Raw genomic sequence first — 22,767 nt, forward strand, 5'->3', positions numbered from 1 at the left:
ATTGCCCAATATAATATCATTTTACTTGGGATATATAAATAGAAAAATAACCACAAAAGCTTTTTTGTGGTTATTTTTTTGATTGGTGTTAAGATTTAAATATTTTTGATCTTTAAAATCGGTTCAGAATTTGTAATTTGGAACACAGGGTGAAATTATGCTCTGAATTCATAAAAACTTTTAAACATAAAAACCAGATGAACACTATTTGCGCATTGTGCGGAACACCGCTAACGGCAACAGATATGTCTGTAGGTAAAAATAAACTTGCTGACGGCGGTTATTTGTGTGCAGTATGCTTTACTAAAGCTGTTACTATCAACAGAGATCTTATCCATAATCTCGATCAGTTTTATTTTGCAGAAATTACAGGAATGATTCTGAAAAGCAAAATTGATGCAAGCCAGAGTACCGGAGAATCACAATATGCACAAAACAACCATTACGAATATGATGCACCGACAAGGCTGGATGAAATAAAAGATCAGATTGTTGCTCTTAATGCAAGACTGAGTGTTCTTGCTAACGAAGAAGTGAATGAATTGGCGAATGTTCTGGACAGAGATGAAAGACTACTGGCTATTGCAGAAGGGATTGATCTTCAAACTAACAGGGAAGGAATTATATTTTCAACACAGAAAAGGGTAGCTTTCATTGATAAAAAATTTCTGGGCGGCGTTGTAAAAAATGAATTTTCCCTTCAGGATATTTCTTCCATTGATCATCTTGAAAATCTTTTGTATTCGATCTTGAAAATCAATACTTATAGAGGTGATGCACAGTTTAAACTGCACAATAAGAACGACGGAAGGGCATTTTCCAATGTCAAAAACAGAAGTACAAACTATCCTGATAACGAATTGAGAAGGGATTCAAGTCCATTGCAGGCATTTTCCCAAACGATTCCGGATCTGGTTCAGGAAAATGTTTATTCTACAGATAAAGAAGACTCCGGAGCTATTTTTGAGCAGTTGGAAAAACTGGGTAAACTCAGAGAGATTGGAGTGCTGACAGAGGCTGAATTTGCTGAACAAAAGAAAAAATTGCTTGATAAATTATAAAAAAGGAAAAATGAGTAATAATTGTGCATTGTGTAAAACAGAATTGACCTCTATGGATACACTTTTGGGAGCTAACAAGCTTTCAGATGGCAATGTTTTATGCAATAAATGTTTGAATGAAACGAGCAATATCAATGAAGAATTGCTTTACAATCTCAATAAATTCAGTATTGATGATATTAATGAAATGCTGAGAACAGAGGAAAAAGAATCCGTTCTGCCGGCAGCAGTGGTACAGCAAAATCTTCCTGTAACAATAGATTCTGATTCAACCCAAATTTCAAAAGAAGTTTACAAACGGAGACAACGCAAAATAAAATTTGAACTGGAAAAGCTGAATGCCAATCTTTCGATGTTTACGAAAGGAGAAATCAAAGAACTTCCTTATCTGATTTCCGAAGAGGAACAGATTATTGCCATTACAGATGCTCAGTTTGTCAATACATTGGATGCCGGAGTATTGGTGGCAACTCCAAAAAGGATGATTTCTGTATCAAAAGGAATGTTTGGTGCGGCAAAGATTAATGATTACCGTAATGAGACCATAAATTCGGTAAGCTTTGTAACACATCCGAGATCTCCGATCATCAAACTGCATTTGTACGAAAGAGTAGTTGAGTTTGAATGCTATATGGATAAGGAAGATGCAGAAAAGTTCTATGATATCATAAGTCCTCATTATAATAAGCCGAAAGAACAATCTCCGAAACAAATTGATCCAGCAGGCAAAAGTGTTTCAGTGTCATCAGAAGAAATTTTTAATCAGCTTGAGAAATTAGGAAAACTGAGAGAAAACGGGATTTTGACCGATTCCGAATTTGCAGAACAGAAAAAAAAGCTACTGGAGCAATTGAAATAAAACTTTTAATACCAAATCATGAAGGACAAAGTATCGGCAGAAATAGTAGAAAACTGGCTTAAAGGATGGTGTTTATCAAGAGAAGTATCATTTCCTGTTCAGTATAAATCCGGTTTCCACGTGATGGTAGGAGATGAAAAACAAAAAGAACGTTTTGTATTTCCTGAACTTAATGATGATTTTTTCCAGCTTGCAGATTCAATTGATGAACCCTGGATTTATCTCAAAGTATCTACTTCTCCTGAAGCATTTATAGATAAAATCCCTGAAAGATGGAAACTGCAGCCACAAGGATATATGATGACCTGTTTTCACCCGATGAATTTCCCGGAAATCAGCCTTGCAGAAGGATATCACTTAGAATTTTCTGAGTATAACACCACTTTTGTTGTCAGGATTGTAGCAGAGAATGGTGAACAGGCTTCTATAGGCCGTGTTTCCCTTATCAATGGTACTGCTATATATGACAGGATTATTACCGAAAAAAATCATCAAAGAAAAGGGCTCGCTTCTTTTTTATTGAAAGAACTTGAGAAGATCGCTTTATCAAAAGGATTTTCAAATAATCTTTTAGTAGCAACAGAAGAAGGAAAGCGGTTGTATGAAACGTTAGGCTGGAAAATGTATTGCCTGCACAGTTCTATCGTAATTCCGTCCGAAACGTAATATTTTAGCCAAATTAAATATTTAATCACTAATAAATAGTAATTTAGGCTTATAAACTGTTACCATGAGTGAAAAATCAAGACTTGACGAAATAAGAGAGGAACTTAAAAAGCTGGATATCAGTCCTACCATATTTGCCCGAAAAGAAATTCATGAGCTGCCGGATATTCTTTCAGCAGACGAAAAAATTGTCTATCTCGTTGAAGGCAGAAATAAAATAAACAATCATCATATCATTTTAGTAGCTACAGACAGAAGATTGATCTTTGTGGATAAAGAATTCATGTATGGATTGAAAGTAGAGGACTTTTCCTACAGCAAAATAAGCTCAATACAATATCAAACAGCAGTGTTGCTGGCTTCTATAGATATTCAGGTAACTGATGATATCGTAGAGATAGATGGAGTAGGAAGGTATCATGCAGAGCTTTTCTGTGAAAAGGTAAGAGATTTTATGTCCCACCCTGAAGGCCCCACTCAAAATACACCTGAACCCAGTGTTTTAGACCAGCTCGAACAATTGGGAAGATTAAAAGAATCCGGGGTTTTAAGTGAGGAAGAATTTTTGGATCAAAAGAAAAAGCTCATGAATAAATTATAATCAGTACGTAAGTAAGCTTTAATAAAAAGCAGAACTAATTATTTTAAACTAAAACAATGGAAAATTACTTAGAAATAAATAAAAAATCATGGAATGCAAAGGTTGAACCGCACCTGAAGTCGGATTTTTACTTTGTAGATGAATTTTTGAAAGGCAGAACTTCACTCAACTCAATAGAACTGGAGCTTCTGGGAGATATAAAAGGAAAAAGTATTCTGCATTTGCAGTGCCATTTTGGGCAGGATTCTATTTCCCTGTCAAGAATGGGTGCTAAAGTGACCGGAATAGATCTTTCTGATCAGGCTATTGATGCAGCGAAAGATCTTGCTCAGAAATGTGGTACAGATACAGAATTTATCTGTTCAGACGTATACAATCTGCCCAATGTGCTGGATCAGAAATTTGATATCGTGTATACAAGTTATGGCACAATAGGTTGGCTTCCCGATCTTGAAAAATGGGCAGGTGTTATCAGTCATTTTTTAAAACCGGGCGGAAAGTTTATTATGGCAGAGTTTCATCCGGTTGTCTGGATGTTTGATGATGACTTTACAAAAGTGGCTTACAACTATTTTAATGAAAAGCCGATAGTAGAGACCTATGAAGGAACTTATGCAGACCAGTCTGCACCCATCGTACAGGAATATGTCATGTGGAATCACTCTTTATCAGAAGTTCTCGATAATCTGGTTAAAAAAGATTTAAAACTGGATACTTTTCAGGAATTTGACTGGTCACCATATCCATGTTTCAGACATGTGGATGAATTTGAAAAAGGAAAATGGAGAATTCCACAGTTTGGAAATAAAATACCATTGGTTTTTGCTTTAGCAGCACAGAAAAAATAAAAACTGAATTGAAACTTTTCTAAAATAAAAAGTCATCGTAATATTGATTACGATGACTTTTTCCTATATATGAATGTTAAAAAAACTGCTTTTGTCTAGCTAAGAGAATCTTCAGCCTTTGTCTTTACTTCGTCCACTTTATTTTGAACCTGGGAAGCAACGTCATTGGCTTTTGTTTTAAGGTCATTTCCCCATTTGTTAAGATTATCTTTTGCAGTATTGATTTTGTCTTTTACCGCCTGTTGATCTTCAGGGCTTGAATTCTTATATTTCCAATAAGCTAATGCACCTAAACCTAATAAAGCTAATATACCTTTTGTTTTGTTTCCCATGATTTCTATTTTTTTATGTATTAATATTAAAATTTGTTATTACTAATAATGTAAAATACGTGCCAAAAAAATAAATTGACTTATAAAAAAATGTTAAAATTAAGAAAAGACTTCAAAATTTTTGCCATCAAAACTGGCGAAAACCATAGTAGGATAAGAATCCTGATGATAAAGATTTCCGTCTTTATCAATAGCGATAGCTCCTGCGAATCCATCGATGGTTTTAAGTTCATCAAATGTCTTGCTGAAAGCCTGTTGAAGGCTCATTCCATCTGTAACCCTCGTTACAATTTTTGTGGCAGTAGCATTGCTCACAATGTCTTCCCCCACACCGGTACAGCTTACAGCACAGAAAGCATTGGCATAATTTCCAGCCACTGTGGCAGAATCTGAAATCCTTCCCGGGATCTCAAAACCTTTTCCTCCCGTAGACGTAGCAACAGCCAGTTTTCCTTCTTGATCAATCGCTACACAGCCTACCGTTCCTTTACCTCCGTTAGCCAGTTTGGCTTCATATTCACTCCTTCTCTGAGGAATTTCTGTAGAAAAATTCTCAAAACCATGCTCCGTGGCATAGATTTTTGCACCGTGGCCTCCTAAAACTCTGTCATCTTCACCAATAAGATCTTTAGCCACAAAAATAGGGTTCTTTACATCCTGAATATTGATGACACCGCTTAGCTTCTGAGTTTCTCCATTCATAATAGCAGCACTCATACGGATAATACCATCGCTCTGAATCTGAGAACCAATTCCCGCATTATATAACGGATCATCCTCCAGCAATGAAACGGCATAAGCAACGGTATCAAAAGCTGAATGGGTTGTAAGATATTCAAATGCTTTTTGGGCAATTTCTTTTAAAGAATCCTGTTTTGCTGTTTTTACTTCATGGCTTTGGTCGCTTTCTGAGAAAAAACCTCCGTGGATGATGATTTTCATAATAGATAAGGGTTTCGTGTTCCGTGGCTTCGGGTTTATTGCTGTCAATTATTACAAAGCCCGATCATTAAATAGGAAGAAAAGATAAGAAATTTATTCATATCCTGTATTAATACGAGTTTCGTGTTCCGGGATTTCGAGCTTATTGTCTTTTGAAAATCGAATCTCAAAACCCCGCAACCCGTACTATTTATCCTGTGGTATTGGGTTAAACTGAGAATTCTCAATAGTTAAGGTCTTTGTGGTAAGATCATAATGATCATTCATAGACATGACATGTACCGTTAAATTATCAATAGAAATAGGTTCTCCAAGATTGATATTGGTAAGGTTGGTATCTTTAATAAATCTTCCGTCTACCAGAATGACAAGACCGGAACCTACAGCGGTCATTACATCGTTATGAATGAAAAGTCCGGTATCTTCTCCTAGTCCTATTCCCAGTGTTCTCGGATTGTTGACTACAGCCTGAAAAAGACGTCCGATTCTGCCACGCTGTACAAAGTGTGTATCAATAATGACATTATCAATCAAACCTAATCCTTGTGTGGTTTTGATTTCTCCTTTCAACAATGCTTCAGAACTGCTTCCCTGATAGATCATATTTTCAGATGCAGCAGCAGCTCCAGCAGAAGTTCCGGAATAAATAAAATCCTGCTCCTGGTATTTTAATAGAATTGTATCATGGAATCTTGTTCCTCCGAGAATAGAAGTCAGTCTTAGCTGATCTCCTCCGGTGAACATCATGACATCAGCAGCATTGGCTCTTGCCACCATCGCGTCAGAATTGGCTTCTTCACGGTTGTGGATGTCCAGAACATTTACATTTTTAGCACCCAGAAATTCAAATGCCTTTTTGTATTCAGAACCTACAATCTGAGGGATTTGAGAGGCGGTTGTTACAATTTCAATAACAGAATCTTCTTTGAGTTTTGATTCGTTGATGATCTTCCTTAAGATCCCACGCTCAAAAAAATTAAGATTCTTTTCTATATTCTGGTCATAATCGGTTTCAGCAAAACTGCCTTTGTTTACAGCGCCTCCGATAACTATTAATTTTCCAACAGGTTTCATCATTGTACAAAATTAAAAAATAATTCACATTCATTGGCTAATTTCATGCCATCTTTCGTTGATTTTTAATGTTTTAGGAATGTTAATTAAAATTAATTGTTTTTTAACAAATCTTTAAATTTGCTATGGTTTTGTTTGGGGTTTTACATTATCTTTGGCTATGAAAGGAGTTATTGTTAACTGTTAAAATGCCAATAGACTATGAAAATCGAAAAGATTCAGGCACTACGCGGTCCAAACATCTGGAGCATCAGAAGAAAGAAGCTGATACAGATGAGGTTAGACTTAGAAGAAATGGAGAATTATCCTACCAATAAAATCGAAGGATTCAGGGAAAGGATTGAAAAATTAATACCCTCATTGATTACCCATCGATGCTCGGAAGGAGTGGAAGGTGGTTTTTTCCATAGAGTGGAAACCGGAACCTGGATGGGGCATGTCATTGAGCATATCGCTTTGGAGATACAGACCCTGGCGGGAATGGATGTAGGGTTTGGAAGAACCCGGGAGACAAAAACTCCGGGAGTATATAATGTAGTTTTCAACTATATTGAAGAAAATGCAGGGATCTATGCTGCTGAAGAAGCAACAAAGATTGCAGAAGCCCTTATAGAAGGGAAGGATTATGATTTAAATGCCTGCATTCATAGATTAAAAGAAATCAGAGAACGTGTCCGCCTTGGGCCTTCTACAGGAAGTATTGTAGAAGAAGCTGCTTCAAGAAAAATTCCCTGGATCAGACTGGGAACAAACTCTCTGGTTCAATTGGGCTATGGAGTAAATCAGCAAAGGTTTCAGGCTACCATTACCGGAAAAACAAGTTCTATTGCCGTTGATATCGCATGTAATAAAGAATTAACCAAAAGAATGCTTCATGATGCAGCGATTCCTGTACCGATTGGTGATTTGGTCGCAGATGAAGAAGGATTAAATACTGTGATCAGAAAAATTGGCTATCCGATTGTGTTGAAACCTTTGGATGGAAATCACGGAAAAGGATCTTCCATTAATGTCACCGAATGGGAATCTGCTAAAATTGGTCTGGAACATGCTCAGAAATATTCCAGAAAAGTAATTGTTGAAAAATATATCACAGGTTATGATTTCCGTATACTGGTGATCAATAATAAGATGGTGGCGGCAGCAAGAAGAGTGCCTGCCCATGTTGTAGGAGATGGTGAACTGAACCTTCAACAGCTTATTGATAAAGAAAACAAAGACCCGAGAAGAGGATATGGCCATGAAAATGTTCTTACTGAGATTGAGGTAGATAAAGATACATTGGAACTTCTTGAAAAGCTTCAATATACGCTGGAAACCATTCCTCAAAGGGGAGAAGTGGTTTACCTGAAATCAACGGCAAATCTTTCAACAGGTGGAACATCCATTGATGTAACGGATATGGTGCATCCGGAAAATATCACGATGGCAGAAAGAATTTCCAAAATTATCGGATTGGATGTCTGCGGTATTGATGTGATGGCAGAGAACCTGACTCAACCTTTAAAAGAAAGTGGTGGAGCTATTATTGAGGTCAATGCTGCTCCGGGTTTCAGAATGCACCTGGCTCCAAGCGAAGGGCTTCCAAGAAACGTTGCTGCACCGGTGGTAGATATGCTTTATCCGCAAGGGAAACCTTTTACCATTCCAATTATTGCTGTGACGGGCACGAATGGGAAAACCACGACTACAAGACTTATTTCACATATTGTAAAAAGTAATGGTTACAGAGTGGGATTCACGACTTCGGACGGAATTTACATTCAAAATACAATGCTGTCAAAAGGAGACACTACAGGACCACTTTCAGCAGAATTTATCTTGAAAGATCCAACGGTAGAATTTGCAGTACTGGAAACTGCCAGAGGTGGGATTTTACGTTCCGGGCTTGGTTTTTCACAATGTGACATCGGAGTTTTGACCAATATTGAGGAAGATCATTTGGGAATGAATGATATTCACAGTTTGAAGGATCTTACCAAAGTAAAACGTGTTGTACTCGATAGCGTTAAAAAGAGTGGCTGGAGCGTGCTGAACGCAGATAATCAATATTCCATGAGGATCGTGAATGATCTTGATTCCAACGTAGCGATTTTCAGTATGGATGAAAACAACCCTCATATTGTAAAATTTGCGAAAGAAGGAAAAATCACATGCGTGTATGAAGAAGGATTTGTAACCATTAAAAAAGGAGACTGGAAAATCAGAATAGGAAAAGCCAAAGATTTCCCGATCACCATGGAAGGGAAAGCAAGATTCATGATTGAAAACGTGTTGGCAGCCAGTTTGGCAAGTTACCTTTATGGATTCGGAATTGAAGATATTTCCAATTCTTTGAGAACATTTATTCCAAGTGCTCAGCTTACACCGGGAAGGTTGAATGTCTTTAAGTTTAAAAATTTTAAGGTACTGATCGATTTTGCTCATAATCCATCAGGATACGAAGCCATTGAAGACTATCTGAAAAATGTTGAGTCTACGAAGAAAATCGGAATTATTTCCGGTGTTGGAGACAGAAGAGATAACGATATCAGAGAGTGCGGAAAGATTGCCGGAAGAATGTTCGATTATATTATCATCCGAAATGAGAAACACCTTCGAGGAAGAACCGAAGAAGAAATCAATGGGTTGATTATTGACGGTATTAATGCTGCAGGAAGAGATGTCAGCTACGAGATCATTCCTAAAGAAATTGAAGCTTTGAAACATGCGATAGGAATGGCAGAAGAAGGAACATTTATCACTGCTTTAAGCGATGTTATTTCCAATGCTATTGACCTGGTTCAGGAATATCAGGCCAAGGAGCTGTTGGAAGACGATAAGAATATTTAAAAAAAATAAACCTTCGGAAATTTCGGAGGTTTTGTTTTTTTATAAGCTTTCCCAGGTTTTCTTTATGTTCTGCATTTTTTTAAGATAAAAATACAAAGGAATAAGTTCTAATCTGATTGTAAAGCTGATTGTTGGAATGGTAAATGGAATAATGACCATCATAATGAGGCAAATCCCAATTCCTATGATTGCGTCAACTATTGCAGCCTGTACTGCCCAATTTTGTTCAAACCAAAGTCCATAAGCAACAATACCTTTAAACAAAAACAAAAAGCAGATCAAAAGTCCTGTCATTGAATAGGGATGGTTAGCACTTATCCCGTATATAGATAAAGAGACATGAGTCATCAGTGAGCCTGCTATCAAAAAAACAGCAGATAATGCACCTCCGATTAAAAATATCCATAAGAAAACTTTAATCCAGGTGGGTAATAGATTTCTTCTTCGTGTTAAAATGTTATTGTCAAATTCTGCAAAAGCTGTTGACTTTTCTTCCATGTATTATTAGTTTTATAAGTTGTCTATCCAAAAAAAGCATTCGAACTACCGATCCAGATGGCATCTTTTTTATTGAAATCTACATTGACCATGGCGGCTTTTGTCATTCTTCCAAGATTTTCCAGTAGGATAGGGCGTTCGTCATTTTCCCTCCAAATATACAACAAACGGATCTCTGCTTTTGAAAATTCTCCGTTGATATCTTCAAAAATTGGTTCATAGTAGACTTTTCTCTGCAAAATATAGTTTTCTTTATCCTGAATAGAGTCTGTAACTTCTTTTGTCGGATTTAAATTGACTCCGCTTCCTGCGAATGAAAATAAAGGCTTCAATACAAAGTCTTCAAGGTTTTCATTTTCCGGAAATTCATGCAGAAAATAACTCTTCGGGACAAACTGATGTTGTAATAAAGGTAAAAGAAATTTTGAAATTTTAAAGAACCAATTGGGGTGGGTGATCCATTGAACATCTACTTCTTCACGGAAATCAAACTCTGTGGTAAGATTGGGAATATTGTCCAGTTCATCAAATATAACACGGTTGTAAATTCTCTTGATTTCGGTAAGCTTTCCGTTATTTTCATAATACAGTTTCTTGCCTTCTTTTTTTACTTTCGTCAGACATACGGTTTTTATTTCCAATAATTTTTCTGTTAAAGCAAAATCAATCGCTGTTTTCTGTTTTTCCGGGAATATTTCAAGCAGAATTACATTTTCAGGATTTTCATCACCTACAATCAGTTCCTTTAAATAGTTTTTAAAGGTTTCATGAGGCATCGGATTTCTGATTTCCGAAAGAAAAGGGTAGACTTCACAATAGGTTTCCTCATATACTTTCTGAAAAGCATATAAAGAAGGAAACGCTTGAAGCTCTATTAGTTGAGGCTCTATTTCTCCGTTCTCACTTTTGCAGACTCCAAAATCTATGGTGAAAAAATGGGGTTGGTCCGTATCATTGGGAACCCTGCAGTTTTCAGGTACAGCTTTCTGAAGTACTTCTGCAGGTATAGCCTTGATCTGGCTGATGATACTTTCGCTGGCATCAATAAGTTTACTTTCAAACTCTTTAGTCAAAAAAATAGGGCTTTCGGAAACCCTGAAAGTAGGTGCTGTACCTCCTTTTTCTGCTAGTATATTTTTTAATTGATTGTATTTTTCATCCGAAAACTCCTGATTGTACTGTTTTCTGTATTTTGGGATCATATTTTTTTTCTTTTGTGATGTTAAAAAATCGAGCATTGCTGCCCGATTGTTATATGTAGTAAGGAACTGGAAACTAGGAGAGAGAAGTTCTTAAACATGAAAATATTATCCTGTCAGTTCATGAATAAAAGGATCTTCAGTAGTCTTAACTGAAAATACCTTTCGGCATCCTTCTTCCAGCTTCCAGCCTTTTAAACCAAAGTTTCAGCTTCTTTCAAAATGTTTTTTTTTGCAAACTGAAGGAATCTCGGGAGAATCTGATTTCTGGTGAGGATGATTTTGTCTTCATCGTCTATTCTGTCCATGGTTTCAAGATATTTTTCCATTCCGAAATTTTCGATCATGGCTTCTCTGTTTTTTTCATCTTTCAGATTTTCAATCAGAGATTCAGGATTGGCTTCAGGGTGAAACTGTGTTCCGAATATTTCTTCCGAAAAACGAACCGCCATTACCGCTCTTTCCAGATTGATATGAGGACGGAATTTTTCAATTGCCATAACAGTCATTCCAAGTTCTTCAAAACGGTCATGATCCGGCTCAATAAACTGATAAGCTCTGGAATCTACTGCATAAAAAGGATCCTGAAGATTTTTGAACAGGAATTCTTCCTTGCCTTCATCTGTTTTATGAACAGGCATTACTCCAAAGGAATAAGACTTTCTTTTGCAGATATTACCCAGATTCCAGTGAATACTTGCCAACTGGAATGAATGGCAAATCAGAAAAAGGTATTTTTTATCTTCACTGAATTTATTATGCTCTAAAACGGAATCCAGAAAATGGGCAAATCTGTCTTCCCACGCCAAACCTTCCCGATGTGGGTTTCCCGGTCCGCCAGAAGAAATGAAAATATCAAAGTCTCCGATCTCCGGCATTTCATCTTTAAACCTCACATCAAATGTCTTGATGACAACATTTTCTTCAGAGTTCTGCTGAAATGTTTCAGAAATTTCTTTTATGTTTCTAAAACCTTGATTCACATGATTGTTGTTCATGTCAAGCAGAGCAATTCGAATATCTTTCATTACATCATATTTTTTGTAAAGTTACCAAAAATATTATGAAGCAGGTTCACCATGTGTTATGCCATACTCCGTTTCAGAGATCATATAATCAACGACTTTCGTGAGATCACCCGTCTCCTTGAAGATCTGAAGCTGTCTGTCTGCACCAGTTCCGTTTTCCAGAATTTTCCAGGCATATTCTACTTCTTGGCGACATCCCAGATCATCTACCACATCATCAATAAACTCCAGAAGTTCTTTTAACAAATGAGGATATGGAACGGATTCTTCTTTCCCGAAATCAATGAGATGGGCTTCAATACCACTTTTGGAAGCGCGCCATTTATTTTCGTTCAACAGCAGTCTTCTGTAGCTTCTGAAACTCAGATTTTGCTGATGAAGCTTATAGATTTTAGCAACAAGGCACTGCATAATGGCTGCAAGGCACACCGTTTCATCAATTCTCAGGGGCATATCGCAGATTCTGAATTCAATGGTAGGGTAGAACGGATGTACGCGCAGATCCCACCATATTTTCTTGGCATTGTCGATGGTTCCTGTTTTCACCAGAAGATCTACATAGCTGTCAAATTCTGCCAAAGAGTTAAAATAACTTGGAATACCGGTTCTGGGGAATTTTACGAAGATTTCCTGTCTGTAAGATTTAAAACCTGTATATCTTCCGATCCAGAATGGTGAATTGGTAGAAAGAGCATACACGTGAGGAAGAAAGTAACGCATTACATTCTGAATTCTCACGCCTTCTTCACGATTAGGAATTCCAATATGAACATGCAAACCGAAAATAAGGTTTTCACGGGCCACATCTCCCATATCATCTACAATTTTGATATATCTTTCGCCTTGGGTGATGTTGTTATCCGACCAGTGTGAAAAGGGATGTGTGCCTCCTCCGGAAACGCGAAGCCCCTGTTCATGCGCAATATTGATAAGATGACGTCTTAAATTCGTCAATTCTGCTCTCGCTTCCTGAATATTCTGGCAGATTCCTGTTTCCATTTCAATCATGGATTCGTGCATTTCGTGCTTTAAATTTTCACTTAAAACCGCTTTGCCGCCCTCAATGATTTTTGAAACATGAGAAACAAGATCTCTGCTTTCGACATCAATGATCTGATATTCTTCTTCAATTCCAATAGTAAACTGATGATGCATTTGTTTTGTGTTTTTTAATTCTTTTCAATGTTATTTTATGGAATCTTTCACAAAGGTTCCCCAAGTAATGTTAGGTTTTCCCGGAACATATTCTTTAGCTTTTTCTACCGCCAGTTTTGCAGCATGTTCTATGATCCATGCAAAATTTTCTTCCCCTACAGAATTTCTGTCCGCATCCGGAGCCGGGTTGCAGAAGTCAATCGCATACGGAATACCATCTCTTACGGCAAATTCTACCGTGTTGAAGTCATACCCCAACGCCTCATTCATGGTAATGGTATAATCATGGATGGTTTTCAGCAGTTTTTCAAGTTCTTTACCTTCTGTCTGATGCGTAGTAGCATATCTCAGATGAGGTGCATTTCTCGGTTCGTAAGGCATGATGTGAACATATTTTCTGCCCAGACAGTAAACTCTGTAATAATCATCAAAGATTATTTCTTCCTGTACCATCATCACCAGCTGTTCGGTTTCGCCTAATTTGTTCCAAAGGTCATCCGGATTTTCCACTCTGTATACATTTTTCCAGCCACCTCCGTCGTGAGGCTTCATGTATGCCGGAAATCCTACATAATTAAAGATATATTCCCAGTCATGTGGAAATTTCAGGTTTCTGAATGAAGTTTCAGAAGTATTGTCCGGCCTTTCGTGTGAAGGCAGCAAAACAGTCTTAGGAAGCGGAATACCAAGTTTAGACATCAGGGCATTGTTGAAAAATTTTTCATCAGCACTCCACCAGAATGGATTGTTGATTACATAAGTGCCATTAAGAGCTGCATTTTTAAGGTAAGCTCTGTAAAAGGGAACGTCCTGCGAAATTCTGTCGATGATTACCGCATAACCATAGTCTGCACCCTGTTCTAGTTTGTCGATGGTAACGGGTTCAGCTATGATTTCTCCACCTCCCAGTTCATTCACTTTGTCTATAAATGCCCAGGGAAACGTGTCTTCCATACCGAAAAGAATTCCTACTTTTTTTGTCATAATTTTTGTTTTTAAGATGGGTGTATATTTTTTTCTATTTGTCTTTCTATTGTTTTTAAGAGAAAAAGTTTCCTATGAAGGTTGGGAAGACCATTCTCCACAGCGGCCAGTCGTGGCCTATCCATTTTCTTTCGTCATACCAGAAGTCTATTCCTTTCAGTCTTAAAATTTCTGCCATTTCAACATTTTTATCTTTACAGATATCCTGATCAGAAGTGCTGAGCACAATATGCATATGTTTATATTTCCAGGCTTCATCATTTCTTACAAATTCCCTCGGACAGTTGAAGTAAACAGTTTCGTCAGAATAGCCGTCCATAAAATTTCTTATACTGAACGCTCCGGAAAGGCAGAACAGATGAGAAACCACGTCAGGAAATCTGAATGCAAAATTGGCAGCGTGATATCCTCCAAAACTGGCTCCGGCCACTGCTACACGATGGGTTTTATGAAGTTTTTGAATATAGGGAACGAATTCCTGGATCAGAAACTGTATATACCGTTCATAGTTTCTTATTCTTTGCTGGGGAGATATTTTGTCATCATAAAAGCTCCAGCTGTCGATGGTCTGAACATTGTAAAGCTTTACCTTTCCCTGTTCTATAAACCAATTGATGCTTCCGTTAAGGTGGAAATCATGATTCTGGGTATATTGTCCCTGAGAAGTAGGAAACATGATGATAGGATGACCGTAATGTCCGGTCACTTCTACCTTGAGGCTGATTCCCAATATATTTGAGTAATACTCTGTATGTTCTATATGAGGCATTTTTCTTTGTTTAATTTTAATACTGTGCTTATATTAATTTGATAAATTCAATTCCTCCAAGCTGATCTTTTTCTAAAATATCCAGTACAATTGTTCCTGATTTCGGATGTTCGAGGATTATATTTTCTTTAAAGATCCATGTTGAGCCAGGTTTGTTGGCATGAGTTGAGTCAACGAACTGATAATATGCTTTGCTTTGCCATTTTCCCGGGCTTATGTTTTCTAAATTACATTTTAGTATGGAATCTTCTGGCAGATTGTATATTATGAATTCAATAACATTTTGAATATCAATGTCACGCTTCATTTTTTAGGAACTCAACTTATTGCTTTTTGGAGGTAGAATATTCAGCATATCTGCATGAATCATTTCTGCTGCAGAGTCCAGTCTCTCCTGTACCACGGAGGCATCACCGGATTTGTAAACAATCCCGACGTGATAATCTATCGGAAGAAACTTTACAACTTCTTCACATTCAAAACTGCTGTAATCAGGTTCTTTATCTTTAATCAAAGCAACAATCAGCCCTGAATAATATCCTGTGGGCGGTGAAACACTGTAATCACTGCCTTTCAGAAGAGCATCTTCAATTTTCGCCCATTCTCTCCAGATATTGATGCCGCTTGATGCTTCTACCAGGTCCGGAATATGAGCACCGCCAACCCTTGAAGAGGTTTCAAGGAAATACCATTTGCCATCTTCTTTTCCGCGGATAAATTCTGTATGGGTAGCCCCATTAATCAATCCGAAACTGGAAAGTACTTTGGCATTAATTTCTTCCAGAGTTTTGAACTCTTCAGAATACCGGCCTAAAGTCTTGGACCGGAATACTCCGCCTTCATGGGAAACCTGCATAGGAGGAGCAAGGTATTTTGAGGCGGAAGTGAATACAATTTTTTTATTAAAAGTAAGGCTGTCCACATGGTAAACGTCTCCGGGTTTAAAACTTTCCAGTAAAAAAAGATGACGTTCTTCTCCCAGTGTTTCTAATGCCTCATAAAGCTGTTCTTTGGACGTTATTTTCTTGATTCCTGATGCTGAAGCTTCAGAGCGGGGTTTCAGTACCCATGGAGCAGGAACACGGTCTGTAAACTCGTTGACTTCATTATCATTGAATACAGCTGTAAATTCAGGAACGCTGATCTCTGAATCTTTTGCTTTCTGCCGCATAGCCAGTTTATCCCTGAAATATCGGTGGGTAGTCTGTCCCATTCCCGGAATACGGAATGTCTCTCTGATTAATGCCGCTTTTTCAACGTCATAATCATCCAATGCCACTACAGCATCTACTTTTCTGGTTTTCATCAGGTGAGAAAATCCCTGAATCAGATGCTCCAGATTCCATACGGACGGCTTGAGTTCCGGCATATAAAATACCTCATCAATCGCATGCCAGGGCCAGTTTTTTTCTTTAAGGTTTTCAGAGGTTACTAAGATGATTTTATTGCCGAGATTCTTCATTTCGTCCATAAAATCGTAGCCTTTGTAATAGCACGAAATACATACAATAGTTTTCTTCTCCATATAATGTTTTTTAAGATTTAGTGAATTTTCAAAAATAAAAGCATTTATTTGTTATTTTATCAATATCATAAAATGTAATATCGTGCGGTTTTGAAAATCCACTAATCAATTATACAGAGTTTTTTTGTAAAAAACTAATTTTTAATGATAATTTTCAATTAAATTCACGAGGAGTTGAACGCCAAATCCTGTTGCTGCTTTTTCCCTGGCATATCCTACGTTTCCAAATGCTACTCCGGCAATATCCAAATGAGCCCAAGCAGAATGGTTTTCAGTGAATTGCTCTAAAAATTTTGCGGCAATAATGCAGTCTCCTACAGGCTTCAGAGAGATGTTTTTCATATCGGCTACATCAGACTGAATATCGTCTTTCCAGACATCCCATAAAGGAAGATTCCATACTCTCTGATTGGTTTGATCTCCTGTTTTTATCAGATTATTTTTCAATTCTTCATTATTGGAAAACATCGCAGCACAGGTGTCACCAAACATTCTTACAGAACTTCCTGTGAGAGTAGCCAGATCAATCAGAAAATCTGTTTTGTAGTTTTTGGAAAGATAAGATAATCCGTCTGCAAGGATCAAACGGCCTTCGGCATCGGTATCAAGTACTTCAATGGTTTTTCCGTTGTATGCTGTGATCACATCACTTGGAAGCAGGGCTTTTTCGGAAACAGCATTGTCTGTAATAGGAAGGACAGCGATAATGTTCACAGGAAGCTGCATTTCTACAGCATAAATTAAAGTACCCAAAACAGCTGTAGCTCCTCCCATATCAGACTTCATATAATGCAGATTGGCAGAGCTTTTTATGGATATTCCTCCTGTGTCAAACAAAATACATTTTCCTACCAATCCGAAAGTCCTGGCGTTTTTAACGGTAGTTTTATATTCTAAAATAGTAAACGCTGCATCGTAAGCACTTCCCTGGTTAACTGAAAGGTAAGCACCCAATCCAAGTTCTTCACATTTTTTTCTGTTGAAAACGGTGTACTTTAACTCATGTTTTTTTGCCAGATTTTTAAGGTAAGTACTTAAGATATCCGGTTTTTTAAGATTGGCCGGTTTGTTGAGCCAGTCCTGACAGGCAGTTTGTCCGTTTACCAATGCTTCCGCTTTCTGGCTGATATGATCTAGTTTTTTCTGACTTAAATTCTCAAAATGTAATTCAAATTTTACATTCCAGAAAGCATGTTTTTTCTCAAAAGGGTAGTTGTAAGTACCAATCAATAATCCTTTTGTAAATTCTTCAAATTGTTTTTCACTCATAAAATCTGCCAGAGCCAGCGTAGGCACTGCCTGCAGTTTTTCTTTCTGTGTCTGTGAGAATTTGGCTGCAACCTGCTGGATTTCGAAATTTTGTAACGTAGATTTTCCTAATCCGATGAAATAAGTAATTCCTTCTTCATGCGCATTGATGAACACTTCATATTTCTTTCCTGTGAAAAAAGTTGAAATATTTTTGTTGAAATTTTTACTGGATTTTGTCCATTCTTCCTCTGTAAATATGTGGAAGATCTGAGTGTAATTTTTGTTTTTTTTATTAATTAGTTTCATAAATAGGTATTATTTTTTTCTAAAATCATATGTTACCGCTCTTCATTTGTCCTGGTCTGCTTTAAAATTTTCTTCAGCGATTTTATAGATTTAGTTTTTAATGCTTTGTTGCTGTGGTTTTACTTCTACAGGATTTTCTGTGTTATCATAGAACAGCCATTCAATAGCCCTTGGAAACTCCTGTGACCAGTAAAATTCATTATGAGTGCCTTCGGGATTGATATTGGTCTTAAACTCAAAATCAAACAGTTTTTTTTCTTCCCATCTTTTCAGATATTCTTCAAAAATATGAATTCTTTTAACCATTTTAGACCCTTCCTGACCGCCTCCATAAAGATAAATTTTTGTTTTAAAAGGAACCCGGAAATTCATCATTGGAAAGTTGTTATTAGGCTCAACCCAAAGAGAGGGAGAGAATATCAGTAATTTGGAATAAACCTCAGGATAAAGAAACCCACTGTATATGCTGATGAGTGCCCCTAATGAACTGCCCCCGATTCCGGTATTGTCACGGTCTTTTTTTGTTCTGTAATTTTCATCCACAAAAGGCTTTAAAGTATCTGCAATAAAACGGATATATTTTTTTCCCTCAGAACCGTTGGCTACATGATCATTATCGAAAATATATTCTTTAATCCTTTCCTCGCTCCCATGTTCTATGGCAATAATGATAAGGTCACCACGTCCATATTCTGCAAGGATAGACAGTTTCTTGTCAATTTCCCAGTTTCCGAATCCGCTTCCTTCATTGAATAGGTTCTGTGCATCCTGAAGATACAAAACAGGATATCGCTTATCCGTTGTATGATAATCATAAGGAAGCAGTGCCCAGACTTTACGGTGGCGGTCAAGCTGCGGGATATAAAAATTTTCTGAGATCACCTCAGCAATGGGATAATATTCTTCTTTGAACGGACCCCAGTTTAACCTCCATTTTTCTATGGTATCGGAAGTTTTGCCGATGGATTTTTTTACTTTTCGGTTGGGTGTGATATTTCCATATTGATCCAGCTCCACATTTTCCCAGCCTCCCTTTGTGAATTTATAGTCAATTTCTTCTGGAAGAGCCTGATCATCAATTTCTATAAAATAACGGGAAGGATCAGTTTGTTTAAGCTGAAAATTGTAGTCTTTAGGATTCCAGCTGTTAAAATTTCCGGTGATAAATACCGGTCTGTCATCTTTTTCTTCGGTATAAAGTTCAAACCTCATCGTGTGTGTTTAATAAATATTAATGTTAAATGTATAAAAAAAGATTGTTTTGAAATCATAAAAATGTGAGTTAAAAAATGATATATTTGATAGATAGACGAAAACCGAAATGAAGTTGATAATTATTTGATGAATAATTCATCGCTATTGTCAGTATTTTTCGTAGTTTCAAAGAAAATATAAATACAAACCGGTCTTGATGAATTCTGTTAAAACCTATACACTTTTCACCGATCATGATGTGTACCTTTTCAAAGAGGGTAGGCATTATAAGCTGTATGGTAAATTTGGAGCACATTCTGCAGAAAAAGAGGGTGTAAAAGGTGTGTACTTTTCAGTATGGGCGCCGAATGCAAAGAAAGTTTCTGTTATCGGGAATTTTAATAACTGGAATCATAAAGATCATATTTTGTTTCCGAGATGGGACGGGTCTGGAATTTGGGAAGGATTTATTGATGGCTTAACCTGGGGAACATTATACAAATATGCTATTGAAACACAAGGAGGCGAAATTCTGGAAAAAAGTGATCCATATGCATTGAGCTGGGAACAGAATATTCAGGCTGCTTCTCTGGTTTCTACTACATGGTATGAATGGAATGATCAGGAATGGATGGATAGCCGCTGGAAAAAAAACAGACTGGAAGCTCCTTTATCTGTATATGAACTGCACCTGGGTTCGTGGGTAAGAGACGGTGATTATCCAGACCGCTTTCTGAATTACCGGGATATTGCCAAAAAGCTTGTGCCTTATATCAAGGAAATGGGTTTTACTCACGTAGAATTCATGCCTGTGATGGAATATCCTTATGAGCCCAGCTGGGGATATCAGATTACCGGGTTTTATGCGGCGACTTCACGCTTCGGTTCACCACAGGATCTGATGTTTCTTATTGATGAACTTCATCAAAATAAGATAGGCGTTATCCTGGATTGGGTTCCGTCTCATTTTCCGGGAGATGCTAATGGTCTTCACCGTTTCGATGGATCATATCTCTATGAACATGAAGACCCGAGAAAAGGTTTTCATCCTGATTGGAAATCCCATATTTTCAATTACGGAAGAAATGAAGTAAAGTCTTTTCTGATCTCCAATGCCATGTTCTGGTTGGACCGCTATCATGCTGATGGATTGCGTGTAGATGCTGTAACCTCAATGCTGCATCTGGATTATTCAAGAAATGAAGGCGAATGGGAACCGAATATTTATGGTGATAATGTCAATCTGGAGGCTAAAGCTTTTCTACAGGAGTTCAATACAGCTGTATACAAGGAATTCGGGAATAATATCATGACTATTGCAGAAGAAAGCTCAGATTTTCCTATGCTTACAAAACCTGTTCATGACGGAGGTGTTGGCTTTGGAATGAAATGGATGATGGGCTGGATGCATGATACGCTGGATTACTTCAAAGAAGATTTTGTTAATCGAAAGTTCCATCACCATAAACTGACGTTTGCTTCGATGTACATGTACAATGAAAATTATATGATGCCTTTGTCACACGATGAAGTTGTACACGGAAAATCAAGTCTGATCTATAAAATGAAAGGGGATGAATGGCAGAAGTTTGCAAACCTTCGAACCTTATATGTATACATGTATACTCATCCGGGAGCCAAACTGCTTTTCATGGGGGATGAATTTGGGCAGACGAGTGAATGGAACTTTACCAGAAGTCTCGACTGGCATTTGCTGAAATATCCTGTTCATAAAGGAATGCAGGAAATCGTTAAAGAGCTGAATCACCTGTACACATCAGACACTGCTTTTTATGAAAATCAGTTTGATAAACATGGTTTTGAATGGGTAGAAGCAGATGATCTGGAAAACTCAGTGTATGTATATCTGAGAAAAGGAAAAAGAAAAGATGATGTTGCTATGGTAGCTTTAAACCTGGCTCCAAAAGTATTGGATTATAAAATCGGAATTCCTGCAGGAACTCATTGGGAGGTTATTTTAAACTCCGATGATGAAAAATACAGCGGAAGCGGGGTAGAACCTGAAATACTGGAAGAGAAGTATGAAGAATGGAGGGGATATCCGAAATCAATGACTGTGAAATTACCGCCATTGGCAGGAATTATTTTAAGACAGAAGAAAGATAAAAAGTATAAATTACACAGAATTAAACACAAGAGATAAAGAATGGTTATTTATCATTTAAGTACAGAATGTTATCCTGTAGCAAAAGTAGGTGGTCTTGCGGATGTAGTAGGAGCGCTGCCAAAATATCAGAACAAAATAAAAGGAATAGATGCCAAAGTAGTAATGCCATGGTACAACAAACCTTTTATCTATGATCATGAATTTGACCTGGTTTTTGATGGATTTATTCATCAGGGGACCAGTATGCTGCAGGTTCAGGTGTTGAAAGAAAAAACAGACGTTCTGGGATTTGAACTGTATATGGTGAGAATTCCCGGATTATTAGATCGTGACAATCCTTACGGGTATCAGGATGAAAGTTTCCAGTTTATGGCCTTCCAGCATGGGTTGCTACACTGGCTGTGTGCTATGGAAATCCGTCCTGATGTTTTACACTGTCATGATTATCACACCGGATTGGTCCCTTTTATGGTAGAACACTGTTCGGAATTTCAATTCTTAAAAGGAGTAAAAACAATAGGAACCATTCACAACGGAGAATATCAGGGAATGATGGGCTGGGGAATGGCGAACTATATGCCGTCTTTTGATTCTTATAAATGGGGATTGATGGATTGGAACGGATTCATAAACCCTCTGGCGAGTATGATTAAATGTGCTGATGCCTTCACCACTGTTTCAGAAGGTTACCTGGAAGAACTTTTTATAAGTTTCCGCGGATTGGAAAGCCTCGTTCGCCAGGAATTCGGAAAGGCATACGGAATCATCAACGGTATTGATACTGAAGTCTGGAACCCGGAAACCGACCCGATGCTGGACTTTAATTTTAACATTAAAAATGCAGTTGCCCAGAAGAAAAAAAATAAAGAACAACTCTGCAAAGAATATGGATTGAAACCGGAACTTCCTTTGTTTGCTTTTATCGGAAGATTTGCCACAGAAAAAGGAGCTGATCTTTTACCGGATGTAGTATGGAAAAGTATTAAACAAAGTTATGGAGCTTTAAATATTATGATTCTCGGTTCCGGAAATACCTATATTGAGAATAAACTGAAGGAATATGATTATACCTATACCAATTTTGCATTGGATCTTGGTTATAAAGAACATCTTTCCCATAAGATCTACGCGTCCGCAGATTTCCTTCTGATGCCTTCAAGAGTAGAACCTTGCGGTTTGAATCAGATGTATTCCATGAGATATGGCACGGTCCCTGTAGTAAGATATACGGGAGGACTAAGAGATACTGTAGAAGATATCTCAACCGGAGGTGCAGGACTAAACTTTACTTATCCGGGTGTAGATGATGTTGTACATGCGATGAACAGGGCGCTGGGCATTTATAACCAGAAAGGGGTGATGGAAGATCTTATCTATGCCAACATGAATTTTGATTTTGCATGGGAGAAATCTGCAGAAAAATACATAGCTTTATATAATAGCTGAATATGAGAAAAACAAAGAATGCTTTAAAGTAGTAGTAAACACTAAGAACAGAACAGTAAACTTAATAAA

General features: G+C 37.4%; 21 protein-coding genes. 8 read left to right on the forward strand and 13 right to left on the reverse strand.

Annotated elements, in window-relative coordinates; all coding sequences use genetic code 11:
* The first annotated feature begins 197 nt into the window (after positions 1-197).
* The 5 genes from ACLMCG_RS00310 (at position 198) to ACLMCG_RS00330 (ending at position 4,035) form a co-directional block, all read left to right on the forward strand.
* Entirely contained in the window at positions 198-1,061 is an 864-nt protein-coding gene (locus ACLMCG_RS00310) for a PH domain-containing protein (RefSeq protein ID WP_413958359.1), read from the forward strand.
* A gap of 10 nt (positions 1,062-1,071) precedes the next feature.
* On the forward strand, positions 1,072-1,920 hold the full coding sequence (locus ACLMCG_RS00315) for a PH domain-containing protein (RefSeq protein ID WP_413958360.1): 849 nt from the start codon (positions 1,072-1,074) through the stop codon (positions 1,918-1,920).
* A gap of 18 nt (positions 1,921-1,938) precedes the next feature.
* A complete protein-coding gene (locus ACLMCG_RS00320; RefSeq protein ID WP_413958361.1) occupies positions 1,939-2,586 on the forward strand; it encodes a GNAT family N-acetyltransferase in 648 nt (215 codons plus the stop codon).
* Between the two features lie 64 nt (positions 2,587-2,650).
* A complete protein-coding gene (locus ACLMCG_RS00325) occupies positions 2,651-3,187 on the forward strand; it encodes a PH domain-containing protein (RefSeq protein WP_413958362.1) in 537 nt (178 codons plus the stop codon).
* A 56-nt stretch (positions 3,188-3,243) separates the two neighbouring features.
* Positions 3,244-4,035 (forward strand): class I SAM-dependent methyltransferase, encoded by a 792-nt coding sequence (locus tag ACLMCG_RS00330; RefSeq protein WP_413958363.1) that lies wholly within the window; start codon positions 3,244-3,246, stop codon positions 4,033-4,035.
* A gap of 95 nt (positions 4,036-4,130) precedes the next feature.
* Here the strand turns inward: ACLMCG_RS00330 and ACLMCG_RS00335 are convergent, their stop codons facing one another.
* From ACLMCG_RS00335 to ACLMCG_RS00345, 3 genes are all read right to left on the reverse strand, one after another.
* Entirely contained in the window at positions 4,131-4,367 is a 237-nt protein-coding gene (locus ACLMCG_RS00335; protein ID WP_047425322.1) for a YtxH domain-containing protein, read from the reverse strand.
* 99 nt (positions 4,368-4,466) lie between these two features.
* A complete protein-coding gene (locus ACLMCG_RS00340; RefSeq protein WP_223600845.1) occupies positions 4,467-5,309 on the reverse strand; it encodes an isoaspartyl peptidase/L-asparaginase in 843 nt (280 codons plus the stop codon).
* 186 nt (positions 5,310-5,495) lie between these two features.
* On the reverse strand, positions 5,496-6,383 hold the full coding sequence (locus tag ACLMCG_RS00345; RefSeq protein ID WP_149833807.1) for a cyanophycinase: 888 nt from the start codon (positions 6,381-6,383) through the stop codon (positions 5,496-5,498).
* A gap of 201 nt (positions 6,384-6,584) precedes the next feature.
* Here ACLMCG_RS00345 and cphA point away from each other — a divergent pair, with 201 nt between their 5' ends.
* A complete protein-coding gene (gene cphA / locus ACLMCG_RS00350; protein WP_413958364.1) occupies positions 6,585-9,215 on the forward strand; it encodes a cyanophycin synthetase in 2,631 nt (876 codons plus the stop codon).
* A gap of 39 nt (positions 9,216-9,254) precedes the next feature.
* Here the strand turns inward: cphA and ACLMCG_RS00355 are convergent, their stop codons facing one another.
* The 10 genes from ACLMCG_RS00355 to ACLMCG_RS00400 form a co-directional block, all read right to left on the reverse strand.
* Positions 9,255-9,713 carry a hypothetical protein gene (locus ACLMCG_RS00355; RefSeq protein WP_413958365.1) on the reverse strand — a complete coding sequence of 153 codons (459 nt, stop codon included), beginning with the start codon at positions 9,711-9,713 and terminating at the stop codon, positions 9,255-9,257.
* A 23-nt stretch (positions 9,714-9,736) separates the two neighbouring features.
* Positions 9,737-10,915: a hypothetical protein gene (locus tag ACLMCG_RS00360; RefSeq protein ID WP_413958366.1), complete on the reverse strand. Its 1,179-nt coding sequence runs from the start codon at positions 10,913-10,915 to the stop codon at positions 9,737-9,739.
* A 191-nt stretch (positions 10,916-11,106) separates the two neighbouring features.
* Positions 11,107-11,940, reverse strand: a complete 834-nt coding sequence (locus ACLMCG_RS00365) for a type 1 glutamine amidotransferase (RefSeq protein ID WP_413958367.1) — start codon at positions 11,938-11,940, stop codon at positions 11,107-11,109.
* Between the two features lie 33 nt (positions 11,941-11,973).
* Entirely contained in the window at positions 11,974-13,095 is a 1,122-nt protein-coding gene (locus ACLMCG_RS00370) for a carboxylate-amine ligase (RefSeq protein WP_223600840.1), read from the reverse strand.
* A gap of 30 nt (positions 13,096-13,125) precedes the next feature.
* Positions 13,126-14,079: an ATP-grasp domain-containing protein gene (locus tag ACLMCG_RS00375; protein WP_047425335.1), complete on the reverse strand. Its 954-nt coding sequence runs from the start codon at positions 14,077-14,079 to the stop codon at positions 13,126-13,128.
* 55 nt (positions 14,080-14,134) lie between these two features.
* Positions 14,135-14,848 (reverse strand): alpha/beta hydrolase-fold protein, encoded by a 714-nt coding sequence (locus ACLMCG_RS00380; protein ID WP_413958368.1) that lies wholly within the window; start codon positions 14,846-14,848, stop codon positions 14,135-14,137.
* Between the two features lie 28 nt (positions 14,849-14,876).
* On the reverse strand, positions 14,877-15,155 hold the full coding sequence (locus tag ACLMCG_RS00385) for a hypothetical protein (RefSeq protein ID WP_223600837.1): 279 nt from the start codon (positions 15,153-15,155) through the stop codon (positions 14,877-14,879).
* Positions 15,156-15,158: 3 nt separating this feature from the next.
* A complete protein-coding gene (locus tag ACLMCG_RS00390) occupies positions 15,159-16,373 on the reverse strand; it encodes an ATP-grasp domain-containing protein (RefSeq protein ID WP_413958369.1) in 1,215 nt (404 codons plus the stop codon).
* Between the two features lie 141 nt (positions 16,374-16,514).
* Positions 16,515-17,930 carry a leucyl aminopeptidase family protein gene (locus ACLMCG_RS00395; protein ID WP_413958370.1) on the reverse strand — a complete coding sequence of 472 codons (1,416 nt, stop codon included), beginning with the start codon at positions 17,928-17,930 and terminating at the stop codon, positions 16,515-16,517.
* Between the two features lie 90 nt (positions 17,931-18,020).
* The gene (locus tag ACLMCG_RS00400) at positions 18,021-19,142 is read right to left on the reverse strand and encodes an alpha/beta hydrolase (protein ID WP_413958371.1); all 1,122 of its coding nucleotides are present in this window, start codon (positions 19,140-19,142) and stop codon (positions 18,021-18,023) included.
* A 199-nt stretch (positions 19,143-19,341) separates the two neighbouring features.
* Here ACLMCG_RS00400 and glgB point away from each other — a divergent pair, with 199 nt between their 5' ends.
* Complete coding sequence (glgB, locus tag ACLMCG_RS00405; RefSeq protein ID WP_413958372.1) at positions 19,342-21,288, forward strand: 1,4-alpha-glucan branching protein GlgB; 1,947 nt, start codon at positions 19,342-19,344, stop codon at positions 21,286-21,288.
* A 3-nt stretch (positions 21,289-21,291) separates the two neighbouring features.
* A complete protein-coding gene (locus tag ACLMCG_RS00410) occupies positions 21,292-22,698 on the forward strand; it encodes a glycogen synthase (protein ID WP_413958373.1) in 1,407 nt (468 codons plus the stop codon).
* Positions 22,699-22,767: the final 69 nt, after the last annotated feature.

The organism is Chryseobacterium sp. S90, from assembly GCF_047444895.1.
Classification (GTDB): Bacteria; Bacteroidota; Bacteroidia; order Flavobacteriales; family Weeksellaceae; genus Chryseobacterium.

Excerpts from the sequence above, each read along its gene's own strand:
- ACLMCG_RS00310 (WP_413958359.1), top strand. The coding sequence starts at position 198 with ATGAACACTATTTGCGCATTGTGCGGAACACCGCTAACGGCAACAGAT.
- ACLMCG_RS00315 (WP_413958360.1), top strand. The coding sequence starts at position 1,072 with ATGAGTAATAATTGTGCATTGTGTAAAACAGAATTGACCTCTATGGAT.
- ACLMCG_RS00320 (WP_413958361.1), top strand. The coding sequence starts at position 1,939 with ATGAAGGACAAAGTATCGGCAGAAATAGTAGAAAACTGGCTTAAAGGA.
- ACLMCG_RS00325 (WP_413958362.1), top strand. The coding sequence starts at position 2,651 with ATGAGTGAAAAATCAAGACTTGACGAAATAAGAGAGGAACTTAAAAAG.
- ACLMCG_RS00330 (WP_413958363.1), top strand. The coding sequence starts at position 3,244 with ATGGAAAATTACTTAGAAATAAATAAAAAATCATGGAATGCAAAGGTT.
- ACLMCG_RS00335 (WP_047425322.1), bottom strand. The coding sequence starts at position 4,367 with ATGGGAAACAAAACAAAAGGTATATTAGCTTTATTAGGTTTAGGTGCA.
- ACLMCG_RS00340 (WP_223600845.1), bottom strand. The coding sequence starts at position 5,309 with ATGAAAATCATCATCCACGGAGGTTTTTTCTCAGAAAGCGACCAAAGC.
- ACLMCG_RS00345 (WP_149833807.1), bottom strand. The coding sequence starts at position 6,383 with ATGAAACCTGTTGGAAAATTAATAGTTATCGGAGGCGCTGTAAACAAA.
- cphA (WP_413958364.1), top strand. The coding sequence starts at position 6,585 with ATGAAAATCGAAAAGATTCAGGCACTACGCGGTCCAAACATCTGGAGC.
- ACLMCG_RS00355 (WP_413958365.1), bottom strand. The coding sequence starts at position 9,713 with ATGGAAGAAAAGTCAACAGCTTTTGCAGAATTTGACAATAACATTTTA.
- ACLMCG_RS00360 (WP_413958366.1), bottom strand. The coding sequence starts at position 10,915 with ATGATCCCAAAATACAGAAAACAGTACAATCAGGAGTTTTCGGATGAA.
- ACLMCG_RS00365 (WP_413958367.1), bottom strand. The coding sequence starts at position 11,940 with ATGAAAGATATTCGAATTGCTCTGCTTGACATGAACAACAATCATGTG.
- ACLMCG_RS00370 (WP_223600840.1), bottom strand. The coding sequence starts at position 13,095 with ATGCATCATCAGTTTACTATTGGAATTGAAGAAGAATATCAGATCATT.
- ACLMCG_RS00375 (WP_047425335.1), bottom strand. The coding sequence starts at position 14,079 with ATGACAAAAAAAGTAGGAATTCTTTTCGGTATGGAAGACACGTTTCCC.
- ACLMCG_RS00380 (WP_413958368.1), bottom strand. The coding sequence starts at position 14,848 with ATGCCTCATATAGAACATACAGAGTATTACTCAAATATATTGGGAATC.
- ACLMCG_RS00385 (WP_223600837.1), bottom strand. The coding sequence starts at position 15,155 with ATGAAGCGTGACATTGATATTCAAAATGTTATTGAATTCATAATATAC.
- ACLMCG_RS00390 (WP_413958369.1), bottom strand. The coding sequence starts at position 16,373 with ATGGAGAAGAAAACTATTGTATGTATTTCGTGCTATTACAAAGGCTAC.
- ACLMCG_RS00395 (WP_413958370.1), bottom strand. The coding sequence starts at position 17,930 with ATGAAACTAATTAATAAAAAAAACAAAAATTACACTCAGATCTTCCAC.
- ACLMCG_RS00400 (WP_413958371.1), bottom strand. The coding sequence starts at position 19,142 with ATGAGGTTTGAACTTTATACCGAAGAAAAAGATGACAGACCGGTATTT.
- glgB (WP_413958372.1), top strand. The coding sequence starts at position 19,342 with ATGAATTCTGTTAAAACCTATACACTTTTCACCGATCATGATGTGTAC.
- ACLMCG_RS00410 (WP_413958373.1), top strand. The coding sequence starts at position 21,292 with ATGGTTATTTATCATTTAAGTACAGAATGTTATCCTGTAGCAAAAGTA.